The sequence below is a fragment of the Parvibium lacunae genome (assembly GCF_003335215.1).
Taxonomy (GTDB): Bacteria; Pseudomonadota; Gammaproteobacteria; order Burkholderiales; family Burkholderiaceae_D; genus Parvibium; species Parvibium lacunae.
In genome coordinates, this window is record NZ_QPGB01000005.1 from 80,142 (window position 1) to 102,330 (window position 22,189).

The 22,189-nt window shown below is 53.5% G+C and carries 20 protein-coding genes, 2 tRNA genes and 1 rRNA gene; 5 read left to right on the forward strand and 18 right to left on the reverse strand.

The window, feature by feature from the left end; translation table 11 throughout:
- Window positions 1-66: 66 nt before the first annotated feature.
- From DU000_RS10590 to DU000_RS10600, 3 genes are all read right to left on the reverse strand, one after another.
- A tRNA-Ala gene (locus tag DU000_RS10590) sits at window positions 67-142 on the reverse strand.
- A 108-nt stretch (window positions 143-250) separates the two neighbouring features.
- Window positions 251-327, reverse strand: a tRNA-Ile gene (locus tag DU000_RS10595).
- Window positions 328-446: 119 nt separating this feature from the next.
- Window positions 447-1,967: ribosomal RNA gene (locus DU000_RS10600) — 16S ribosomal RNA — on the reverse strand.
- Window positions 1,968-2,373: 406 nt separating this feature from the next.
- On the opposite strand from DU000_RS10600, the gene acuI reads away from it, so the two are divergent.
- Entirely contained in the window at window positions 2,374-3,357 is a 984-nt protein-coding gene (gene acuI / locus DU000_RS10605) for an acrylyl-CoA reductase (NADPH) (protein WP_114403383.1), read from the forward strand.
- Between the two features lie 19 nt (window positions 3,358-3,376).
- Window positions 3,377-5,125 carry a M61 family metallopeptidase gene (locus tag DU000_RS10610; protein WP_114403384.1) on the forward strand — a complete coding sequence of 583 codons (1,749 nt, stop codon included), beginning with the start codon at window positions 3,377-3,379 and terminating at the stop codon, window positions 5,123-5,125.
- Here the strand turns inward: DU000_RS10610 and trpC are convergent.
- The 3 genes from trpC to DU000_RS10625 all read right to left on the reverse strand — a co-directional run bounded on the left by trpC (window position 5,122) and on the right by DU000_RS10625 (window position 7,601).
- Window positions 5,122-5,922, reverse strand: coding sequence for an indole-3-glycerol phosphate synthase TrpC (trpC, locus tag DU000_RS10615; protein ID WP_114403385.1), 801 nt, complete (start codon window positions 5,920-5,922; stop codon window positions 5,122-5,124). The genes DU000_RS10610 and trpC overlap by 4 nt on opposite strands.
- Window positions 5,923-5,984: 62 nt before the next feature.
- Window positions 5,985-7,019, reverse strand: a complete 1,035-nt coding sequence (trpD, locus tag DU000_RS10620; protein ID WP_114403386.1) for an anthranilate phosphoribosyltransferase — start codon at window positions 7,017-7,019, stop codon at window positions 5,985-5,987.
- Between the two features lie 18 nt (window positions 7,020-7,037).
- A complete protein-coding gene (locus DU000_RS10625; protein ID WP_114403387.1) occupies window positions 7,038-7,601 on the reverse strand; it encodes an aminodeoxychorismate/anthranilate synthase component II in 564 nt (187 codons plus the stop codon).
- A 265-nt stretch (window positions 7,602-7,866) separates the two neighbouring features.
- Here DU000_RS10625 and DU000_RS10630 point away from each other — a divergent pair, with 265 nt between their 5' ends.
- A complete protein-coding gene (locus tag DU000_RS10630) occupies window positions 7,867-8,763 on the forward strand; it encodes a 23S rRNA (adenine(2030)-N(6))-methyltransferase RlmJ (RefSeq protein ID WP_114403388.1) in 897 nt (298 codons plus the stop codon).
- Window positions 8,764-8,805: 42 nt separating this feature from the next.
- Here DU000_RS10630 and DU000_RS10635 read toward each other — a convergent pair whose 3' ends face one another.
- Genes DU000_RS10635 through DU000_RS10650 form a run of 4 tightly spaced genes read right to left on the reverse strand, consistent with a single transcriptional unit; the run spans window position 8,806 to window position 12,101 of the window.
- The gene (locus tag DU000_RS10635) at window positions 8,806-9,978 is read right to left on the reverse strand and encodes a glycosyl hydrolase family 18 protein (protein WP_114403389.1); all 1,173 of its coding nucleotides are present in this window, start codon (window positions 9,976-9,978) and stop codon (window positions 8,806-8,808) included.
- On the reverse strand, window positions 9,959-10,945 hold the full coding sequence (ttcA, locus tag DU000_RS10640) for a tRNA 2-thiocytidine(32) synthetase TtcA (protein ID WP_192878482.1): 987 nt from the start codon (window positions 10,943-10,945) through the stop codon (window positions 9,959-9,961). The genes DU000_RS10635 and ttcA overlap by 20 nt, the downstream gene beginning before the upstream one ends.
- A complete protein-coding gene (locus DU000_RS10645; RefSeq protein WP_114403391.1) occupies window positions 10,945-11,343 on the reverse strand; it encodes a dihydroneopterin aldolase in 399 nt (132 codons plus the stop codon). The genes ttcA and DU000_RS10645 overlap by 1 nt, the downstream gene beginning before the upstream one ends.
- On the reverse strand, window positions 11,340-12,101 hold the full coding sequence (locus DU000_RS10650) for an SDR family oxidoreductase (RefSeq protein ID WP_240001877.1): 762 nt from the start codon (window positions 12,099-12,101) through the stop codon (window positions 11,340-11,342). The genes DU000_RS10645 and DU000_RS10650 overlap by 4 nt, the downstream gene beginning before the upstream one ends.
- Before the next feature lie 70 nt (window positions 12,102-12,171).
- Between DU000_RS10650 and DU000_RS10655 the strand changes: the two genes are divergently transcribed.
- Window positions 12,172-13,362 (forward strand): class I SAM-dependent methyltransferase, encoded by a 1,191-nt coding sequence (locus DU000_RS10655; RefSeq protein ID WP_114403393.1) that lies wholly within the window; start codon window positions 12,172-12,174, stop codon window positions 13,360-13,362.
- 52 nt (window positions 13,363-13,414) lie between these two features.
- Here the strand turns inward: DU000_RS10655 and DU000_RS12760 are convergent, their stop codons facing one another.
- The gene (locus DU000_RS12760; RefSeq protein WP_114403394.1) at window positions 13,415-13,909 is read right to left on the reverse strand and encodes a hypothetical protein; all 495 of its coding nucleotides are present in this window, start codon (window positions 13,907-13,909) and stop codon (window positions 13,415-13,417) included.
- Window positions 13,893-14,189 carry a transcriptional regulator gene (locus DU000_RS10665; RefSeq protein WP_114403395.1) on the reverse strand — a complete coding sequence of 99 codons (297 nt, stop codon included), beginning with the start codon at window positions 14,187-14,189 and terminating at the stop codon, window positions 13,893-13,895. Before DU000_RS10665 ends, DU000_RS12760 begins: the two co-directional genes overlap by 17 nt.
- An 85-nt stretch (window positions 14,190-14,274) precedes the next feature.
- On the opposite strand from DU000_RS10665, the gene DU000_RS10670 reads away from it, so the two are divergent.
- Window positions 14,275-14,796, forward strand: a complete 522-nt coding sequence (locus DU000_RS10670) for a hypothetical protein (RefSeq protein WP_114403396.1) — start codon at window positions 14,275-14,277, stop codon at window positions 14,794-14,796.
- Here DU000_RS10670 and DU000_RS10675 read toward each other — a convergent pair.
- From DU000_RS10675 to DU000_RS10700, 6 genes are all read right to left on the reverse strand, one after another.
- Window positions 14,748-15,134, reverse strand: a complete 387-nt coding sequence (locus DU000_RS10675) for a cupin domain-containing protein (protein WP_114403397.1) — start codon at window positions 15,132-15,134, stop codon at window positions 14,748-14,750. The two genes, DU000_RS10670 and DU000_RS10675, sit on opposite strands and share 49 nt — an antisense overlap.
- Window positions 15,127-16,374, reverse strand: coding sequence for an MFS transporter (locus DU000_RS10680; protein WP_114403398.1), 1,248 nt, complete (start codon window positions 16,372-16,374; stop codon window positions 15,127-15,129). Before DU000_RS10680 ends, DU000_RS10675 begins: the two co-directional genes overlap by 8 nt.
- A 14-nt stretch (window positions 16,375-16,388) precedes the next feature.
- Entirely contained in the window at window positions 16,389-16,988 is a 600-nt protein-coding gene (locus DU000_RS10685) for an SRPBCC family protein (RefSeq protein WP_114403399.1), read from the reverse strand.
- A gap of 9 nt (window positions 16,989-16,997) precedes the next feature.
- Window positions 16,998-17,525, reverse strand: coding sequence for an SRPBCC family protein (locus DU000_RS10690; protein WP_114403400.1), 528 nt, complete (start codon window positions 17,523-17,525; stop codon window positions 16,998-17,000).
- Between the two features lie 30 nt (window positions 17,526-17,555).
- The gene (gene metH / locus DU000_RS10695; protein ID WP_114403488.1) at window positions 17,556-21,305 is read right to left on the reverse strand and encodes a methionine synthase; all 3,750 of its coding nucleotides are present in this window, start codon (window positions 21,303-21,305) and stop codon (window positions 17,556-17,558) included.
- Between the two features lie 108 nt (window positions 21,306-21,413).
- A complete protein-coding gene (locus DU000_RS10700; protein ID WP_114403401.1) occupies window positions 21,414-22,175 on the reverse strand; it encodes a hypothetical protein in 762 nt (253 codons plus the stop codon).
- Window positions 22,176-22,189 lie beyond the last annotated feature (14 nt).

The window sequence follows — 22,189 nt, forward strand, 5'->3', positions numbered from 1 at the left end:
TTAAAGAACAAACAGCCTTTGGGTAAAACCCAAACGCAAACACCTTCATGCTTGCGTTTGAATTCTTGGTGGAGGATGACGGGATCGAACCGACGACCCCCTGCTTGCAAAGCAGGTGCTCTCCCAGCTGAGCTAATCCCCCAATAAACTCTGCAATACCACTTTTATGATGACGCTCGTGGGTTACGCCACTTTCGCATCATTGATTGCTCGTTTCTTTGGTGCACGCATCGAACACCAAACTGATGTTTGGTGGGCCTGGTAGGACTTGAACCTACGACCCCACGCTTATCAAGCGTGTGCTCTAACCACCTGAGCTACAAGCCCTCACCGAGTGAAGGCTTCGGGCAATCAGTGAGAGAATGAATTCTCACGTCTCACTCGACATGCCTCACACATAAAAACTAACCGATAAGCGTGAGCGCTTAAACTTTCGCTTACTCTAGAAAGGAGGTGATCCAGCCGCACCTTCCGATACGGCTACCTTGTTACGACTTCACCCCAGTCATGACCCCTGCCGTGGTAATCGCCCTCCTTGCGGTTAGGCTAACTACTTCTGGCAAAAGCCACTCCCATGGTGTGACGGGCGGTGTGTACAAGACCCGGGAACGTATTCACCGCGACATGCTGATCCGCGATTACTAGCGATTCCGACTTCATGCACTCGAGTTGCAGAGTGCAATCCGGACTACGATCGGTTTTATGAGATTAGCTCCCCCTCGCGGGTTGGCAACCCTCTGTACCGACCATTGTATGACGTGTGAAGCCCTACGCATAAGGGCCATGAGGACTTGACGTCATCCCCACCTTCCTCCGGTTTGTCACCGGCAGTCTCATTAGAGTGCCCTTTCGTAGCAACTAATGACAAGGGTTGCGCTCGTTGCGGGACTTAACCCAACATCTCACGACACGAGCTGACGACAGCCATGCAGCACCTGTGTTCTGATTCTCTTTCGAGCACGAATCCATCTCTGGAAACTTTCAGACATGTCAAGCGTAGGTAAGGTTTTTCGCGTTGCATCGAATTAATCCACATCATCCACCGCTTGTGCGGGTCCCCGTCAATTCCTTTGAGTTTTAATCTTGCGACCGTACTCCCCAGGCGGCCTACTTCACGCGTTAGCTGCGTTACTGAGTCAATGAAGACCCAACAACTAGTAGGCATCGTTTAGGGCGTGGACTACCAGGGTATCTAATCCTGTTTGCTCCCCACGCTTTCGTGCATGAGCGTCAGTATTGACCCAGGGGGCTGCCTTCGCCATCGGTATTCCTCCACATCTCTACGCATTTCACTGCTACACGTGGAATTCTACCCCCCTCTATCACACTCTAGCCATGCAGTCACAAGTGCAGTTCCCAGGTTAAGCCCGGGGATTTCACACCTGTCTTACATAACCGCCTGCGCACGCTTTACGCCCAGTAATTCCGATTAACGCTTGGACCCTACGTATTACCGCGGCTGCTGGCACGTAGTTAGCCGGTCCTTATTCTTCAGGTACCGTCATCCCGTCGCGATATTAGCGCAACAGTTTTCTTCCCTGACAAAAGTGCTTTACAACCCGAAGGCCTTCTTCACACACGCGGCATTGCTGGATCAGGGTTGCCCCCATTGTCCAAAATTCCCCACTGCTGCCTCCCGTAGGAGTCTGGGCCGTGTCTCAGTCCCAGTGTGGCTGGTCGTCCTCTCAGACCAGCTACAGATCGTCGCCTTGGTGAGCTTTTACCCCACCAACTAGCTAATCTGATATCGGCCGCTCCAATAGCGCGAGGCCTTACGGTCCCCCGCTTTCACCCGTAGGTCGTATGCGGTATTAGCTAATCTTTCGACTAGTTATCCCCCACTACTGGGTACGTTCCGATATATTACTCACCCGTTCGCCACTAGAGTATTGCTACCCCCGTTCGACTTGCATGTGTAAGGCATGCCGCCAGCGTTCAATCTGAGCCAGGATCAAACTCTTCAGTTTAATCTCTTCAAAATATGAACCTGCGCATATTTCCATATGCAGCACGTTCGCATCGCTCACTCAAAGTAAGAATTAACTTCTCTTCGTGAGCATTTGGGTGGCCATCTCTGACCTTTCGCTACTCGCCCAAACGCCCACACTTATCGGCTGTTTATACTGTTAAAGAACATTTGCTTTTGACTTGCTTCGCTTTGTTTGCGTTGCTGTGTCAGCAGCAGAGAGGCCGAATTATGAAGAACATCGACAGACCTGTCAACACCTTTTGTAAGAAAACTTGCTTATTTGCCAAAACTGCACGATTAACGCACTAATCGCTGAAATTCCATACAGAACACCTCGCTATTCCAAAGTGACACTGTCTTAAAGATGGCCTATGCTTGCGTTACCCTCGTTATAGGAGTGCTCTATGTTTAAAGCAGTTCTACTTGATAAATCCGACAAACAGTTCACGGCGAATTTAGTAGAGATGGACGAATCGCAACTGCCTGAGTTGCCGGTTACGCTGGATGTTCATTATTCCAGCTTGAATTACAAGGATGCGCTAGCACTAGCAGATCGCAGCCCCGTGGTGCGCGCTTGGCCGATGGTGCCGGGGATTGATCTGGTCGGCACCGTCAAAAACAGTGAGTATCCCGGTATCACCGTAGGAGAAAAGGTACTGATTAATGGCTTTGGTCTGGGTGAAACACACTGGGGAGGATTGGCTCAAGTGGCACGGGTCCAGCCTGAGTGGCTGATCCCCCTCCCGGTTAATCTCAGCAGCCGCCAAGCCATGGCGATTGGGACTGCTGGCTACACCGCTGCGCTCGCCGTATTGGCGCTAGAGCGACAAGAGATCGAGCCGGATGATGGGCCGATCTTGGTCACCGGCGCAACGGGGGGGCTGGGATCGATTGCCATCGCTTTATTGGCAAAACGGGGGTATGAAGTTGTCGCGGCAACAGGGAAAACCTACGAAACAGATTATTTAAAGATGCTCGGCGCACAGCAGATCATCGACCGTCGCAGCCTGAATCAAGCAGGTAAACCATTGCAAGCGGAAACCTATGCTGGGGTAATTGACAGTGTCGGGAGTCATACCCTGGTGAACGCCTGCGCCCAAACTCAGCAGTTTGGCGTGGTAGTGGCGTGCGGGCTGGCACAAGGCATGGATTTCCACAGCACGGTAGCGCCATTCATTTTGCGTGGAATTAGCCTCATTGGAATTAATAGCGTCTATGCAAGTCGCCGGCAACGGATTGATGCCTGGGCGCTCTTGGCGCATGAGCTTGATTTGAGTAAGCTTGATCGAATGACCCAAGAAATTCGGCTCAGCCAGGTTTTCGATATAGCGCCCCAAATTTTAGATGGCACGCACAAAGGCCGGATCGTCGTGAATTTAAATTACTAATTTATAGTCGATCACCGAGATGCCACATTATCGTCTTTACCCAATCGACCCGGCGGGCCATCTTTTTCAAGTCATTCTCTCTTTACCTGCATCAACGACAGGCTATACGCTCCGTTTACCGGCCTGGATCCCGGGTAGTTACATGATTCGGGAATTTGCGCGGCACATCATTACGCTGAAAGCCACAAGCAATCAGCAACCGCTCCACGCCACAAAACAAGATAAACACAGTTGGCAGATCGCTGGAAGCGCCAACCCCATCGAGATTACTTATCAAGTTTATGCGTGGGATTTATCCGTCCGGGCGGCCCATCTAGATGAAAGCCATGGGTTTTTCAATGGCAGCAGTGTCTTTTTGCAAGTAGTCGGGCTGGAAGTACAGCCGCATCAAGTTGAGATTTGCCCGCCCGCAGGCATCACAGACTGGCGCGTTGCCACTACCCTGCCACGCCCCAGCACCCGCAAAGGCGGTGCAAGCAAGTGGGGCTTTGGTCTCTACCAAGCCAACGATTACGATGAGCTGATTGATCACCCCGTTGAAATGGGCCGCTTTACTTTGGCACAATTCAAGGCGCATGGCGTCCCGCATGCCGTCGCCATTACCGGCTTGCATGACACGGATACCAAGCGACTCTGCGCCGACCTCAAGAAAATTTGTGAAGCCCAAATCGCCTTCTTTGAACCCAAGACCGCTCAAGCACCGTTCAAGGAATATTTATTTCTAGTCATGGCGGTAGGGAATGGCTACGGCGGCTTGGAGCATCGCAGCTCGACGGCATTACTCTGTAACCGCACCGATCTGCCCTATCCCAACATGGGAGACGCTACCGATGACTATATTGGCTTTCTCGGTTTATGCAGCCATGAATACTTTCATAGTTGGAACGTCAAACGGATTCAGCCCGCCGCCTTCCGGCCCTATGACCTCACCCAAGAAAACTACACGCGTCTACTCTGGCTATTTGAAGGCTTTACCTCCTATTACGACGACCTGTTTCTGCTGCGCTGTGATTTGATTAGCGCAGAACAATATCTCAAGCTGCTCACCAAAACCATCAACCAAGTTATGCGTGGCAGCGGTCGGCATAAACAGAGCGTGGCCGATAGCTCTTTTGATGCCTGGATTAAATACTATCGTCAAGAAGAAAATGCCCCGAATGCGATTGTGAGCTACTACACCAAAGGAGCGTTGATAGCGCTCGCCCTAGATCTCACCCTGCGTCAACAAAGTGCTGGTCAGCATCATTTAGATGACATCATGCGTGCGCTGTGGGCGCAACACGGCACCCCCGGGCGTGGTTTGCCAGAAGAGGGCCTACCCAAGCTGATTGAGCAAGTCACAGGCTTAAAGCTCGCTCGCCCCCTGCGCACTTGGACTGAGAGCACAGCCGATCTGCCGCTGCCGACGGTATTCAAGGCAATCGGCGTGGCATGGAAGACAGAGCCGACGCGCCAACCCAGCTTGAGCAGCAAAACAATAGAAGCGCACGGATTGGTAAAGTTGACGCAAGTACTGGAAGGCGGGGCTGCTCACCAAGCAGGTTTGTCGGCTGGAGACGTGTTGGTTGCGGTAGATGGCATCAAAGCGACGCCCAGCAATGTAGAACACGCGCTCAAGCGCAGGCCTCTCGGCACCACGCTGTTTGTACTCGCTTTCCGTCGGGATGAGCTGCGCGAATTTACGCTAGTACGGCAAGCGGATGTCAGCACTGAAATCCGCTTGGCCATTGTTGATCAAGCTAAATGGAATGCTTGGTTGCACGCCTAGGTAAACAAACGTGCCAACTCTTCACCTGGATTGACGGCTCGCATAAAAGCCTCCCCAACGAGGAAGGTATGCACATTCGCTGCACGCATACGTTGCACATCTGGCGGCGCGAGAATCCCGCTTTCGGTCACGACGATACGATCCGCCGGGATCTCGCGCAACAAGCCCAGCGTGACGTCGAGTGACACTTCAAAGGTACGGAGGTTGCGATTATTGATGCCGACGAGCGGTGTCGTGAGTTGCAGCGCTTGCTCCAGCTCAACCCCATCATGTACTTCCACCAGCACATCCATTCCCAATTCATGCGCACATGCTTCAAGATCACGCATCTGCGCCAGATCGAGCGCAGCTGCAATCAGCAAAATACAATCCGCGCCCCACGCCCGCGCCTGATAGACCTGATATTCATCCACCATAAAATCTTTGCGTAGTGCAGGTAAATTGCACGCGGCACGCGCCTCTTGCAAGTACGCCGGTGCGCCTTGAAAGAACTGTTCATCCGTCAGCACCGACAAACAGGCCGCGCCGTGTTCGGCATAATTTTGCGCAATCTCGGCGGGCACAAAGTGTTCCCGCAACACGCCTTTGCTGGGGCTGGCTTTTTTAATTTCAGCAATCACCGCCGCTTGACCGGCCGCTATTTTGTTGCGAATCACTTGCGTAAAGCCGCGCGGCTTATTTGCGCCGTGGGCTTGCTCTTGTGCTTCAGCACGCAGCGAGATCAAATCACGTTGCGCTCTGGCACGGGCCACTTCTTCGGCCTTAACGGCTAGGATTTTTTTGAGGATATCGGACATAAGTCGTTTATTTTCTATCGGTCAACATCATGCGCACAGCTAGCTATTGATTTAGCCTAATCTTAAGCCACTTCCAATTTTTGCGTCGCACTGACATACGCATCCAGTTTGGCTTTAGCTGCGCCCGAATCAATCGAACGTTGCGCCAGCGTAATACCCTCGGCCATTGAGCTGGCTACACCCGCTGCATACAGTGCCGCCCCAGCATTCATCAGCACCGTGTCACGTGCGGCGCCAGATTCACCGGCCAGTACGCCCAGCATCATGGCTTTGGATGCAGCGGCATCCGCCACTTTGAGCGTGGCCAAATCATGCGTGGGAATACAAAAATCATTCGGGTGAACTTCATATTCAGTCACCTCACCGTCTTTTAACTCCGCCACATAGGTCACTGCCGCTGGAGAAATTTCATCCAAGCCATCTGCGCCATGTACCACCAGTACATGTTCACTGCCCAAGCGCTGCAACACCCGCGCCAAAATACCCACGAGATCGCGGTGGAACACCCCCAGCAATTGGCGGCTTGCGCCCGCTGGGTTGGTGAGCGGCCCAAGAATATTAAACAGGGTGCGCACCCCCATTTCTTTGCGCACCGGCGCGGCATGCTTCATGGCGCTGTGGTGGTTCGGCGCAAACATAAAGCCAATGCCGGTTTCAGCAATCACCTGCGCCACTTGGCTGGGGTTGAGCATGATGTTAACGCCCAAAGCCTCCAGCACATCGGCCGCACCGGATTTGCTCGATACCGAACGCCCGCCGTGTTTGGCGACTCGCGCACCCGCGCCCGCCGCCACAAACAGACTGGTGGTGGAAATATTGAAGGTGTGTGAACCATCGCCCCCCGTACCGACGATATCGACCAAATTCGAGCGATCTGCGACCTCTACTTTGGCCGCAAAATCACGCATCACCTGCGCCGCTGCGGTGATTTCACCCACCGTTTCTTTTTTGACGCGCAGGCCGGTAATCAACGCCGCGATCATCACCGGCGACACTTCACCACTCATGATGGCGCGCATTAAGCCCAACATTTCATCATGAAAAATTTCGCGGTGTTCAATCACCCGTTGCAGAGCTTCTTGGGGCGTAATGGTCATGGTGGCCTCAGCGTTAAATCAGCGTTGTAAGAAGTTTTTGAGCAGGTCGTAGCCATGCTCGGTCAAAATCGATTCGGGGTGAAACTGCACACCCTCGACTGCCAGCGTCTTGTGGCGCACCCCCATGATCTCGCCATCCTCCGTCCAAGCCGTGACTTCCAAGCAATCCGGTAAACTCGCCCGCTCAATGGCAAGGGAGTGGTAACGAATCACCGTATAAGGATTCGGAATACCGCGAAACACACTCGTATTGTTATGGTGAACCAGTGAAGTTTTACCGTGCATCACCTGCTGCGCCCGTACGATCTTGCCACCAAAGGCCTGGCCAATGGACTGATGGCCCAGACACACGCCCAGCAAGGGAACTTTGCCCGCAAACTGCTGAATCAGCGGTACGGAAATACCGGCCTCATTCGGGGTGCAAGGGCCGGGGGAAATCACGATTCGCGCCGGATTGCGCTTGGCTACCTCATCCAGCGTGATTTCATCGTTGCGATAGGTTTCAACCGTTTCGCCCAGCTCGCAGAAATATTGCACGAGGTTGTAGGTAAACGAGTCGTAATTGTCGATCATCAAAAGCATGGCGATTCCTTTGATCAGGTGAGCGAGAGAGATGGGCTCATCCTGAAAGCATCCGAGTCTTACGAGCTGACTCGGCTTAGGAGAAAACAGTATTGTAGAGGAAGATAAGGGCCAGCGAACGGGGGCGGGCAGTCACCAAGCGGAGCGGATCAGCGCCACCAATGCGGGAAGACAAAAAGAATCGGGAGGATGAAGTTCATATCAGGTATTCTAGCGGACAATTCTGGCTAACAACAAGCCCCCTTTTTTTGATAGAAAGTATTTTGTGTTCAGTTACCGTCACGCTTTTCATGCTGGCAACCATGCGGATGTGCTCAAGCACACGATCTTGCTGGCATTGCTCGATTACTTGCTGCAAAAAGACAAGCCCCTACTCGCGCTTGATACCCATGCTGGGGCCGGGCGCTATGCGTTAGAAGGCCATTTCGCGCAGCAAAGTGGCGAATACGAAACCGGCATTGCGCATTTGTGGACAAGGCGTGACTTACCCCCCTTATTAGAACGCTATGTGATGGCGATCCAAGCGCTCAACCCGAATGGCGAGTTGAGACATTACCCTGGCTCCCCGACGCTGATGCGGGAAGTGCTTCGCACGGGGGATGTCATTCGGTTGCACGAGCTGCATTCGAGTGAAATTACGATACTGGAAAAAAATATGGGGGTGCGCGCTAGCATCCCTGGGCAAAAGGGCAATCGCCCGCCGCGCCAACAGCAAGGGCCGCGCGTCATCATTGAATACAGCGATGGCTTTGCCGCGCTCAAGGCAGCGCTACCACCCCCGCAACGCCGGGGCTTGGTCTTGATTGACCCCTCCTACGAAAACAAACAGGATTACCAAACCACGCTGACCGCACTCAAAGAAGGGCTGGCACGCTTTCCGATTGGTATGTACGCGATCTGGTACCCGCAAGTTCAACGCAGCGAATCCAAACGTTTGCCTGAGCAGTTATTAAAACTAGCGGGTGGCCTCAACTGGTTGCACGCCACCTTGACTGTGCGCGAACCGAGTGCGGATGGTTTGGGCCTGTACGGCAGCGGCATGTTTATTTTGAATCCACCGTGGACGTTGCCCGAGCAACTGCAGCAAACCTTACCTTACTTAGTGAAAACACTGGGACAAGATAAGGGCGCTGAGTTTAGCCTGCAATATCACATTCAATAATGGGCCGCTCCCTAATTAGCTGCTCTCTATTTTGCGGGAAACTCAAGGCTTCCCCTTTGCGGCGGGCGGTCTCGGCAATAAGCTCTGTAGCGTGGCACGGGCGGCTCCCTGGTCCGCCCCGAGAAAGTGCAAGGCCACGCCACCTAGACGCTCACGCTGAATAAAATCGATTTTTTGTTGCAGGCTACTTTCATCTTCAAACCAACCTTGCACCCAGCCCTGTTTGGTTTTATAGCTGTACCAACTGCTGCCACTCTCGGCGTCGCGCCTCACCAGCGTGTGGCTGAGCTGCTGCTGTACGCTGCGTGACGCCAGCGGCCACTCGCCCCGAAACCCCGCCGGTTTAGCCAACGCTTGCATTGCTAGTATCTGGCCCATGCCTCGTGGAGTACTACCGACTTTCTCATGTTGGGTTGGCCATTCCACCCCGTATAACGGCAAGGTAAACAACAGCTTACGCGCGGGCCACCCAAGATGGAGGTAATACCGCAAGGTATTTTCCCAAGTAATAAAACCAGCACCTTTCAAGGGTGCCAGCGCTCCCGCTTCGGGGCCGTCAAGCCAGTGGGCTTCGTGTCCATTGAGTGCCAAGAACGGTATATGCGCGCTTAAATCAGCAGTCCAAAGCGGCTGCTCTACCCCCGCCGGCGCGGTGGCCGTTAGGGTGGCATGTGGTATCTGGCGTTGCAATTGTTCGCGCAGCGTACGTACAAACTCTTGAAAACCACTGAGGGCTTCGGGCTGCAAATTGGCATACAACGCAAAATCCAAATGTACGCCGGCACAGACATCGCGCGGCATCACACGGAGTTCGGTTAACAGTTGGCCCAGGACGATAGCCCAGCGCGGCCGGCTGCTAAACAAGCGATTAAAAACCAGCGGGTCACGCAAGCTAAGTACCGGAGCAAGCCTTTGCTGGTTTTGTTGCAAACGCTGCCGCAGATCAACTGGCTTACTTTGATTTTTTGGCGACGGGCTCGGCTTAACACCAGCCCAAAGCGCCGCCCAGTGATGCGTCTCTAGGGTTGCGTTAGGTTGAATTTCCCACGCTTGCCATAAGACACGGCGCACGGGGTATTGCTGTAAAACCTGCGGCTGACTACTGAGCCACCAGGGCCACACACCCCAAAGCTCCGCAGCACAGGCCTGATTCGCAAGCAGGCTCAGGGCTAGGGTGAGGGAGAGTAAGAGAGGTTTACCAATCGTCGGCCACACGGCTTGGGGATGAATCGGTGAATTGAATCACATTCGGCTTGCTCTCTGCGGTGCTGCAAGGCTCTTCGTCAAAGGCAATATCGCCATCCGCATAGGCACTGCCGGTCGCTTTGAGATTAGCAAAATCAAATAGTTTAGGGTCCATTAAATGCGAGGGCACGACCCGCGTCAGCGCATTAAACATGGTTTCTAAACGGCCAGGGTGTTGGCGCTCCCAGTCCAGCATCATGCGCTTGACTTCCTGGCGCTTGAGATTCTCTTGGCTACCGCACAAATTGCAGGGAATGATGGGGAACTGCTTGACCTCGGCATAGCGCACCAAATCGGGTTCACGCACATAGGCGAGCGGGCGAATCACCACATGCTCGCCGGTATCGGAGACGAGCTTGGGCGGCATGCCTTTGAGGCGACCGCCATAAAACAGGTTGAGAAAGAAGGTGCCGAGCATGTCGTCACGATGATGCCCCAGCGCAATTTTGGTGCAGCCCAGCTCACTCGCCACACGATACAAAATGCCACGGCGCAAGCGTGAGCAAAGCGAACACATGGTTTTACCTTCTTCAATCACCCGCGTGACGATGGAATAGGTATCTTGGTTTTCAATATGAAACGGCACGCCGAGTTGCGTGAGGTAATCGGGCAGTACCTCCGGCGGGAAGCCGGGTTGCTTTTGGTCAAGGTTAACGGCCACAATCTCAAAATCAATCGGGGCGCGCTCGCGCAGCTTGAGCAATATATCCAACATGGCGTAGCTGTCTTTGCCGCCCGACAGGCACACCATCACCTTATCGCCCGCCTCAATCATATTAAAGTCGGCAATCGCCTGCCCGACTTGGCGACACAAACGCTTTTCAAGTTTGTTGTTTTCAAAAGCGATTTTCTGCGCTTTTTTATCGAGGGCGCTTTTTTCCGCGACATGGGTTTCAGCGGCAACTTCAGTGAAGGTAGTGGTTTCCAACAACGACATCATGCACTTTCAGAATTCATTTTAAACAGCTCTACACACACCGCCTCACAATCGGCAAAGGTCGTGGGTTTGCGGATGATGATATGCACCGCGCGAATGCTCGGCAGTTGCAGAATTTGGGCGGCCATTTGGTCCGTGAGTGTTTCCAATAGATGGATATGACGACCATCCACGGTTTTGTGCGCAATATTTCTAAGCTGGTTGTAATCAAACACTTCGTCCAGCGCGTCCCGCTGGGGTGTGGTCTGCGCCAAATCGGCATAAGCGGCAATATCAATAATGATCGGTTGGCTGCGCTCTTTTTCTTCGTCAAACACACCAACAAACGCATCGAGGCGCAACCCTTGAATCGACACACGCCGGCAAGTGAGCATCAGCTCATGGAAATCAAATTTCATTGTTCAGTTGGGTAAAAAGAAATATCACGAGACAGCGGTTGCAAATGCTGGCCGCCATCCACGACCAATGTTGTGCCGGTAATGGCCGGGCTCGAAGCTAAAAACAAAGCTGCCTGGGCCAAATCTTCAGGCGTACTGGATTGACCTAGCGGGGTTAGCTGATGGGTGTGCGTGAACTGCTCGGTTGTTTGCAAATAGCTCGGTAAGGTTAATCCGGGGGCTAAACCAACCACGCGAACGGTCGGTGCCAAGGCTTGCGCCAGCATTTTTGTTGCCCCTTCCAGCGCAATCTTGGAAAGCGAGTAGGACAAAAAATCTGGATTCAAGTTATACAGTTTTTGATCTAGCAAATTAATCACACAGGCTTGTCTGCCGGTGGGCACGGCGGCATGCAAGGCTTGCGCCAGCAGTAACGGGGCGGCCAGATTAGGCAGGATATGCGCGGTCAAGCGTGTGTAGTCAATGTCAACCGCACTGTCAAATTCAAAGCGCGACGCGTTATTAATAATACAGTTCGGCACCCCAAGCGCGGCAATACACTGCGGCAGCAAAGCGCGCACTTGGTCTTCTTGCGCCAAATCGGCCTGCAAGGCAATCACTCGTCGCCCCATCGCCATAATCTGGGCGGCGAGCAGTTGCGCTTCTGTACCAGATTGGCCGTAATGCAGCGCAACGTCCCAGCCAGCGGCAGCAAAATGCAGTGCCAGCTCGCGACCGACACGCTTAGCTGCGCCGGTAATTAAAACGATTTTACTCATAGCAACCATCGGAGGGGGTGAGATAGGCGACAATAATAGCCTATTCACTCCTGGTTTGCGTTCCGTTCCTATGGCATCTTCCCTCCCGCTACCCGACAACTTGGCGCTGGCGCACAGTGCTGCCTTATGCGCCCAAATTCGCCGGGAGATTGAGCGGCAACGGGGCTGGATCTCCTTTGCACGCTACATGGAAATGGCCTTATATGCGCCGACAGTGGGGTATTACACCGGGGGCAGCAGTAAATTTGGCACTACTGGCGATTTTGTCACCGCCCCCGAACTCACCTCGCTGTTTGGGCAAACACTGGCCCATGCGTGTCTGCCGTGGTTGCAAACTTATGGGCATACCATCGTTGAGTTTGGTGCTGGCACCGGACAATTGGCGGCCGATATTTTACGCACGCTCGCAGCGGCAGGGATTGAGCTAGATCGCTACATCATTGTCGATCTGTCGGGTAGCTTGCGTGCCCGGCAAGCAGCAACCCTGCGCGACTGGCCGTGCGTGGAATGGGTCGATACCCTCCCCACAGCGTTACGCGGGGTGATTTTGGCCAATGAAGTTTTCGATGCCTTGCCAGTGCAGATTTTTGTCAATGAGGCCACCGGCGTCTGCGAGCGCGGGGTGGCGGTCAATGCCGAAGGCGAGTTTGTCTGGGCGGAACGCGCGGCCGATCTCGCCTTGAGTGAAGCGGTCGCAGAAATTGAAAGCATGCTACCGACGCCCTTGCCGGTTGGCTATCAGTCCGAACTCTGTCCTGCCGCCGATGGCTTAATCCACAGCATGGCCGGTATGCTCGAAGAAGGCGTCATCTGCCTGCTCGACTATGGTTTTCCGCGTCACGAGTATTACCATATACAACGCGGCAATCAAGGGGGCACCCTAATGTGTCACTATCGCCAGCAAGCCCACACCGACCCTTTTCTCTGGCCTGGCTTGCAAGATATCACTGCACACGTTGACTTCACCCGCCTGGCTCTAGCTGCCAATGCCGCCGGGTTAGATTTGATCGGCTATACAACCCAAGCCCATTTTTTACTGAACGCCGGGATCCTGCAACAGCTCGACCAGATTCCGATTGAAGACACCCTACGCTACGCGCAGCACAGTGCTGCTGTTCAGAAGCTACTATCAGAAGCAGAAATGGGCGAGCTTTTCAAAGTCATGGCGCTGGTGAAAGATCGCGATAATCCACAAGCGCAAGAATGGGAAGCCGAGATTTTCGCTGGGTTCCAGCGTGGGGATCGGAGTCACCGGCTTTAAAGAAATACCAATGCGTCTACTAGCCAAGCATCAGCTGTGAGGCTGTATTCACTCATGACAATGTTTGTAAACGCGACTGCCGCAGCATATGAACCACCGCCTTTTGTTGCTGTAAACGCTGCTCCACCTCAGAAAGATGCGCAGTCAGGGCTTCCAGCTCGGCCAGGTCCGCCTCATTGACCACATTAAGAAAAGTTTTCTCCAACCCCGGTGAGCAATCAATAGGCGTTTTATGGCGTGAGTCCTGTTTATCTCCCAAGCAGACGTCGAGAGGCAATACCAATAGCGATAAATCAGTAAGTAACTGGCGACAAACGAGGAAACTCAAATCATTTGGCATAAATTTTAATGCTGTCATGACCTCGTCTAGAGTCCAATCGCTTGCATCAGTGCTCAGCGGCGTCGCCTCGGTCAAACGACTCCGCCGGCGTGAGCTGAGCTGCCGGCATAAAAACAAAAGCGCCGCTTGGCCACCAGGACGAGCACTCCATGTACGTAAAGCGTGATTGAGAATCAGGCTTGCAGATTGACTAGGGTTTGATGGCATGATGAGTGATCACTGTCGAAGCAGTTGAAGAGGATGAAGGCAGGTGAGCAAGGCTCGATTGCGACTCAAGCAATTCGGGCCAAATACGCTGCCAATCATGAGGCCGTAACTCTTGGCGGCTGACATAGCCAGACGTCATTTGTTCAATTTGCAAACAACGAACAATTGGTACCGGACGCTTTTCCATCGCCCACTGATGTATCAAGACAGGACTAACCCCCAAATCCTTGGCCAATTGGGCTTGCGCCCCACGGAAATTCAAATACGCGACGAGCTTCATGCATAAAACTTTAGCGATATGCTAAATCCTTGTCAATAGCGTTACGCGAATTTACAATATTAGCGATTTGCTATGAAATTTGGGCATGGAAACAATCGATGAAATACGGCGCGCTAATTTGCGCGAGTTGGCCCGTGAATACGGCGGTATCGCCCAACTTGCTAGTCGCCTACATAAAAGCCAAGCTCAGATCAGTCAATGGATTAACGGCTCTAAAGACTCAAAAACGCAAAGACCGAGAGGCATGCGTGCTGAGTCTGCCCGTTGGATAGAAACCCAATTATTGAAACCGCGCGGCTGGCTAGATAGTTCGCATAACAAACACCAAGTTCAAGCGCCCACCGGTCACTACAGTGCAGGTCCAAGCTACCCGCAAACCATATTACTTGAAGCACTCCAAGCAATCGATACGGAAGTTGACCGTATTGAACAGACCTGGCTGACTCGAGTTCCTCACGCAATCCGCTATGCACTACTGATTGAAGTCTTGGCAGTTTGGCCAGAACAGTCGCCATGGCATGACAAGGCTTGGTTACTGACCCGCATCACAACACTGGCTCAGGCAAGTCGCTCCAGGACAGTTGGCGCGACCTCAACGACTACATAGTATTTTCTCACTGGCTCTAGCACCTCAAAGACACCCGTGAAATTAGGGGGAATTACTCCGGCTTCCCCCGCGCTAAAGGTGTGGCTGACCCCGTGATCGGGCTGAATACGAATGCGGCCAGCCAGAACATGGAAGAACTCTTGTTTGTTGGGCGCAAAGGCGATACGCCATGCGCCGATTTCACATGTCCAGACCCCACAGCTCATATTCGGGTGGTCGTAATACGGATACGTTAGGCGTTGCGGCTGGCCCTGCACCAAGCGATCTGGGCGCGGGTAATCTATGGTGGCAACGGGATGTTGTGGCGCTTGCCCTACAATGCGTATAGATTCAGTCATTTTTTTCCCCGCCTGGCATGCGTTGGATTTGCCGCCATAAATAGCCGCTGAGGAGAATCGCTGCCGCTGTCGCGCTGACGGCCAGGTAGCCTACCCGGTTGTAATGAATGAGTTCCTCATGCTCGCCGTGAGCGAGTAAGGCCCCGCCAGCCAGCGCAGCCAAACCAGAGCCCAGTTGTAAGACCGAGCTTTGCAAGCTCATGAAACTACCCCGAATGTCGGGCTGCGCTGCCATCCCGACCAGCGCCATACCCGGAATCATGCGGCCCGAGACAAAGACGAAAAAAGCAGTACATACCACCACCATCACCCACAGTGGCACCACGGGCAAGTGCGTCATGGCCAGCAGCGGCCCGCAGGCTAGAACCGCCATTACCCGATACACCCGCAGTTTCCCATATTGGTCTGCCAGGCGGCCTATCAGCCTTGCGGTCATGAACGTTGCGGCGCCGCCCGCTAAATAGAGCAAGGGCTGGTCATGCGCGGTTAACCCTAAGTTATTGACCAAGTACACACTGATGTAGGGGATGACTGAAAAGCCAGAGAGCATCAAGAGAATCACGAATAAAAAAGCGAGCCAATGACGGGGCACCCGTAACACATAAACCCAAGGCGACCACCAATGAGGAAAGTTAGGGGGCGTGGGCTGGCGCCGGGGTAAGTAACGCAGTGCCACCAGCAAGACCAGCACCGATAACAATCCCAGAAACAGAAAGGGGGCACGCCAGTTGAAGTAGGCCGCTAAATAAAGCCCCATCGGCACCCCGAAAATTGTCGAGGCAGAAAAAGCCAGCATGAGTAACCCCATCGCTTGACCACGGCGCGCAGGCGGCACGTGTTCGAGTGCCATGGTTTGTACAAGTGAACCCAACAAGCCACCAAAAGCGCCCGCCAAGCCACGGGCGAACAGCATGATCCAAAAGTGATTCGCCAGAGCACACAGCAAGGTTGCCGCGCAGAAACATAAGTACAGTACACACAGCAGCCGCTTGCGTTCCCAGCGGTCAATGAATAATGACCCACCAATCCCCGCAGCGGCGGCACACAGGGTGTAACTCGATACCAACCAGCCAAAATGCACCGGATCGATATCGAACAGCGCCATAAATTGCGGCCCGAGAGGCATCATGATCATGAAATCTGCAATATGGGTAAACTGCACCAAGGCGAGCAAATACAGCACCCGTTTTTCGTTGGGCAATAGGGTCAGGTCGCTCGTGGTTTGGCTGGGTGCAGACATATCAATCACTTCTCTCAGGGGTTTTGCTCGGCACGCAGCACGATTGCAGCAAACTGCTTTTCTAGCTGATGTTTAAACAAAGTGGTGCCGATGAAGGGTGGGACAAAGAAGCGAGGCTTCACGGTGGCGGTGTAGCGCAGCTCGCATTGACCCTCTGTGGGTTGTAACAGGTATTGCGCAGAGAAAATCTCGAAATCTCCCTCAGCGAGTTCTACGTCAATCTGCGACGGCGGCAAGGCCGTTATCCATAAGCGCACTTGAATGTCGCGCCCGAAAAAGAGAAAATGCGCCCGACCTGTTTGCGCGACCAGTAAACGACCTCTGGCATGGGCTTGTTGCGTTGGCGAAGGATTAATACGCTTCGAGTAGCTCATGTCCGGGACCCACTCTGCAAGGCGATCATAGTCAGTCAGAATCGACCAAGCGCGGGTACAATTTACAGCAAGGCGTGCAGAAACTTGCACGTCATAAACATCGCTTTCTTTTTGGATGGCCACGTTTGGCTGAGCGTAAACATAGCTGCTCAGCAAACTGAAAGCGAAAGCACTGAATCGCCTGTTGAGTATCGTCAATCGATCATTCTCTCCTTTAGCATAATCTGAATGAGCGATCATGGACTCTGCTTATTGCTCTGCGAGCATTTTCAAATTAGCCAAGCCTGCTTCAAAGTCAGGCCCCACCATGTCTTCCATGCTAAAAAATATCAGGAAAATCTTGGTTAAAAAAGCATTCTTACCGGACATGGACCAAGTGATGTTGGTTGCCTCGTCTTGCGGCTGAAAACTGAACACAACCGTGTTACTCGCCGCCATGGGGGTAATGAAATCCAGCTTGATCTTGATTGTCTTGGGTGCAATCGATTCAATGATTTCCATGCGACCTTCACCAACCTCCCGATTGCCCTGCCATTCATAAATCGCGCCAACACCGGATGCTGGGCCACGATGTGTTTTTTGCATGGCTGCATCTTTCTTTTCCCAGGGCGACCAGCGCGACCATTGGTGAAAATCATTCACCAAAGAAAACGGCTTTTCTGGTGTGGCCTTCACGACCAGGCTGCGCTCAATGCTGAAATCATCCGGTTGCGTGGCAGCGTAACCGAGCAATGCCCCCACAACCCCCATCGCGATCAGTAAGATCTTTTTCAACATATCACTCTCCTGTTTACAAGTTGTGATGCTTTAACCTAGGTTAGGTGCCAACCAGCGCTCAGCGTCTTCTTTGGTAATCCCGCGACGCGCAACGATATCGGCTAATTGGTCATCCCCAATCCGACCTACGTTGAAGTACTGCGCCTCTGGGTGGCCGAGGTAAAAACCACTCACGGCCGCTGCCGGAATCATGGCGAGGGCATCGGTCAGTTCCATCCCAATCTCATGCGCCCGCAACACCTCAAACATCGGCTTTTTCACCGTGTGTTCGGGGCAGGCAGGGTAACCAGGGGCAGGGCGAATGCCGCGGTACTTTTCTTTAATCAGTTCAGCGTTGGTTAAATTTTCTTCGCCAGCATAACCCCAGAACTCCTTACGCACACGCTCATGCAAGCGTTCAGCAAAAGCTTCGGCTAAACGGTCGGCGAGAGATTTGAGCATGATGGCAGAATAGTCATCATGCTGCGCCTCAAATTTTTTCGCCCGTTCTTCTACGCCAATCCCGGCGGTGACAGCAAACATGCCCACGTAGTCGGCATACCCCACTGGGGCGACATAATCGGCCAAGCATTTATTCGTTTCACCTGTAGGCTTTTGCGTTTGTTGACGCAGCCCATGCCAGGTCAAGATCGGTTGCGTACGCGCTTCATCAGCGTACAAAGTAATGTCTTCAGGCGCAGTACGGTTAGCGGGATAGAGCACAAACACGCCATGCGCCTGTAGCCAACGGCCTTCGACAATTTTCTTCAACATCGCTTGGGCGTCGGCATACACCTTGCGTGCCTGCTCGCCCACAATCTCGTCATCTAAGATCGCGGGGAAAGGCCCGGCCAAATCCCACGTTTGGAAGAAGGGAGTCCAGTCGATGTAGTTGACCAATTCCGCTAGATCATAGTTCTTTAGAATCCGGTGGCCAACCGCTTTGGGTTTGGGTGGCAGAGTGCTGTCCCAATCAATCTGGGGCGCGTTGGCGCGGGCTTGTTCGAGCGTGACTAGCGGCGTGGTTTTCTTGTTGGCGTGCTGCGTGCGCACGCGCTGGTAGTCAGCATTCAGGTCGGCAATATATTGCGCTTTGCCATCACTCAATAAGCCTTGACACACGCTGACCGCGCGCGATGCATCGGGCACATACACCACTGGGCCTGAATAATTGGGGGCGATCTTCACGGCGGTATGCACGCGTGAGGTGGTGGCCCCGCCAATGAGTAAGGGAATCTGCCGCGAGCGGAAATATTCGTCACGTTCCATTTCTTTGGCGACATAGGCCATTTCTTCGAGCGAGGGGGTGATGAGGCCGGAGAGGCCAATGATGTCCGCGCCGACTTCTTTGGCTTTGGCGAGGATCTGCTCGCAGGGCACCATCACGCCCATGTTTTCCACTTCAAAGTTATTACATTGCAGCACCACGGTCACGATGTTTTTGCCGATGTCGTGCACATCACCTTTGACGGTGGCAATCACGATCTTGCCTTTGGCGCGCACGTCTTCGCCTGCGGCTTGCAGCAGCTTTTTCTCTTCTTCAATGTAGGGAATCAAGTGCGCGACGGCGGACTTCATGACGCGTGCCGACTTCACCACTTGCGGCAAGAACATTTTGCCCGCGCCAAACAAATCGCCGACGATGTTCATGCCGTCCATCAACGGCCCTTCAATCACATGCAAAGGACGCTTGCCTTGCGCGGCATAGGCGGCGCGAACTTCTTCCGTGTCCTCGGTAATCCACTGGGTAATGCCGTGGACGAGCGCATGCGACAGCCGTTTCTCGACCGGCTCACTGCGCCACGCGAGGGTTTCTTCTTCTTTCTTGCCGCCCGCTTTGAGGGTGGCCGCAAACTCGATGAGTTTCTCAGTCGGGTCTGCGCCATCAGCGCGTTTTCTGTTTAACACCACGTCCTCAACCAACTCGCGCAAGGTTGGATCAAGATCGTCATACACGCCAATCATGCCAGCGTTGACGATGCCCATGGTCATGCCGGCTTTAATCGCGTGATAGAGGAATACGGTGTGAATGGCTTCGCGTGCCGGGTCATTCCCCCGGAAGGAGAACGAGACATTCGATACCCCGCCAGAAATTTTAGCGTAGGGCAGGTTTTGTTTAATCCAGCGCGTGGCTTCAATAAAATCGACGGCATAGTTGTTGTGCTCTTCAATTCCGGTAGCGATGGCGAAGATATTGGGATCAAAAATAATGTCTTCCGGCGCGAAGTCAACCTGGTCGACGAGCGTGCGATACGCCCGTTCGCAAATTTCAATCTTGCGCGCATAGGTGTCCGCTTGGCCTTTTTCATCAAAGGCCATGACCACGGCAGCAGCGCCATACCGCTTGCAGAGTTTCGCTTGGCGTAGGAACTCGGCTTCGCCTTCTTTGAGCGAAATCGAATTCACAATGGCTTTGCCTTGCACGCATTGCAAGCCCGCTTCGATCACCTCCCATTTGGAGCTGTCGATCATCAACGGCACGCGTGAAATATCCGGCTCACTGGCGATGAGATTCAAAAAGCGCACCATCGCCGCTTTGGAATCCAACATGGCTTCGTCCATGTTGATGTCAATCACCTGTGCGCCGTTTTCCACTTGCTGGCGTGCGACCGCGAGGGCTTCTTCGTATTGCTCGTTGATAATCAAGCGGGCAAAAGCTTTGGAGCCAGTAACGTTAGTGCGCTCACCGACGTTAACGTACAGCGTGCTGTCGTCAATGTTGAAAGGCTCTAATCCGGCTAAGCGCTGTTTATGGTCAGGTTGCGGAATCACACGCGGGGCAATCCCGGCGATTTCTTTGGCAATCGCGGCAATATGTTCGGGCGTCGTGCCACAGCAGCCCCCAGCCATGTTCAGAAAACCGGCTTCGGCGAATTCGCGCACCAGTGAGGAGGTGATCGGTGGCGTTTCATCAAAGCCGGTGTCGCTCATCGGATTGGGTAAGCCCGCATTGGGATACACGCAGATCGGCGCATCACAAATCTTGCTCAGTTCGGCCACATAGGGCCGCATCAGCGCGGCACCGAGGGCGCAGTTCAGGCCAATCGTGATCGGTTTGGCGTGGCGCACCGAGTTCCAAAATGCCTCTACCGTCTGGCCCGATAAAATGCGGCCGGATGCATCCGTCACCGTGCCCGAGATCATGATCGGCAACTTAATGCCAATGTCCTCAAATAATTCTTCCAGCGCAAACAGGGCCGCTTTGGCGTTCAAGGTATCGAAAATCGTTTCAACCAAGAACAGATCGACGCCACCTTCATACAAGGCCTTGGCTTGCTGGTAGTAGGACTGGCGCAAAGCATCAAAGGTGATGTTACGGGCGCCCGGATCATTCACATCCGGTGAAATTGAGGCAGTTTTGGGCGTTGGGCCAATCGCACCTGCGGCAAAGCGCGGGCGGTCTGGCGTGCTGTACTTGGCGCACGCTGCTTTGGCGAGACGAGCAGCGGCGAGGTTCATCTCCACTACCAAATCCGCCATGTGGTAATCCTCTTGCGCGACAGTGGTCGCACCAAAGGTATTGGTTTCGATGATGTCCGCACCCGCAGCCAGATATTGCTCGTGAATTTCCTGAATAATCTGTGGCTGGGTCAGCACTAGCAATTCGTTGTTGCCTTTGACATCATGCGGAAAATCGGCAAAGCGCGTAAGTTGCTGTCCATTCTTGCCTCGATACGCTTGTTCATCCAGCTTGTAGCGCTGAATCATGGTGCCCATCGCCCCATCCAAAATCAAAATACGTTGCGTGAACGCATGACGAATTTTCGCGAAAACAGGGCTGGCAAGGAGAGGGCTAGACATGATAGAAAGCAAGGCCACTGACCCAGATCGGGTAGCGGCAAAATAGGAAACCGCCATTTTAACAAAGCCCGCCCGTCTGTGCCGAGCGCGGCAAGCGGTTAATGGTGTTTAGAGTTCGCGCTGCTGTAGATCAAACACGGCGACCAGAAAAAGCAGACCGACATACAATAGCCATTGCCAGAGAGGCGTCTGCAATACCCCCCATGCGGGGGTTGCCGCCAATAGCCAGGTTGTCTGCGTAAACTGCTCAAACTTGGGTACGAGCGCATCAATCAATTGCATCAGGTACACCAACCCGACACTCGTCTCACCCGGTGCAATCAGCGGTGAGCGGGTTTCACTCAAGGATAACCAGACTGAGGAAAAGCGCCCCAGACTGTAGACCATAAGGCAGGCGAACAAGGCCCGCGGTAAATGGCGCAACACCAGGGCCAGCAAATAGGCGATGGCAGCCAATAAACTGCATTCCAGAGCAAGGCTCAGGTGCCAAACCAAGGTGGTCGGGCGTGGCCAAATCAGCCACACCAGCGCCCCTAAACAAAGGGCAGTGAGGCCCGCTACCACCATGTGTCCCGCCATTCGCCCCGCCAGCCATTGCCAGCGGCTCAAGGCATGTGCCAGTAATACCCAGTGCTGGCGCTCTTCCATTTCGCGAACGGTTTGGGCACACACCTGAAAAATAACCACCAGCATCGCCAGTAAACGCAGCAGTGGCGCAACCATGCTCACCTCGACCAGGTGTTGCTCAATTAAGGCCAATTGCGCAACAAATGCCCCGATCGCTAAACTTAACAGCACGATACCCAACCAAAGGTAGGGCAAGCGGGTGCGATAAGCCTCAAGGATTGTTAATCTTAAAATGGGTAACATAGTCGTTTTATGTT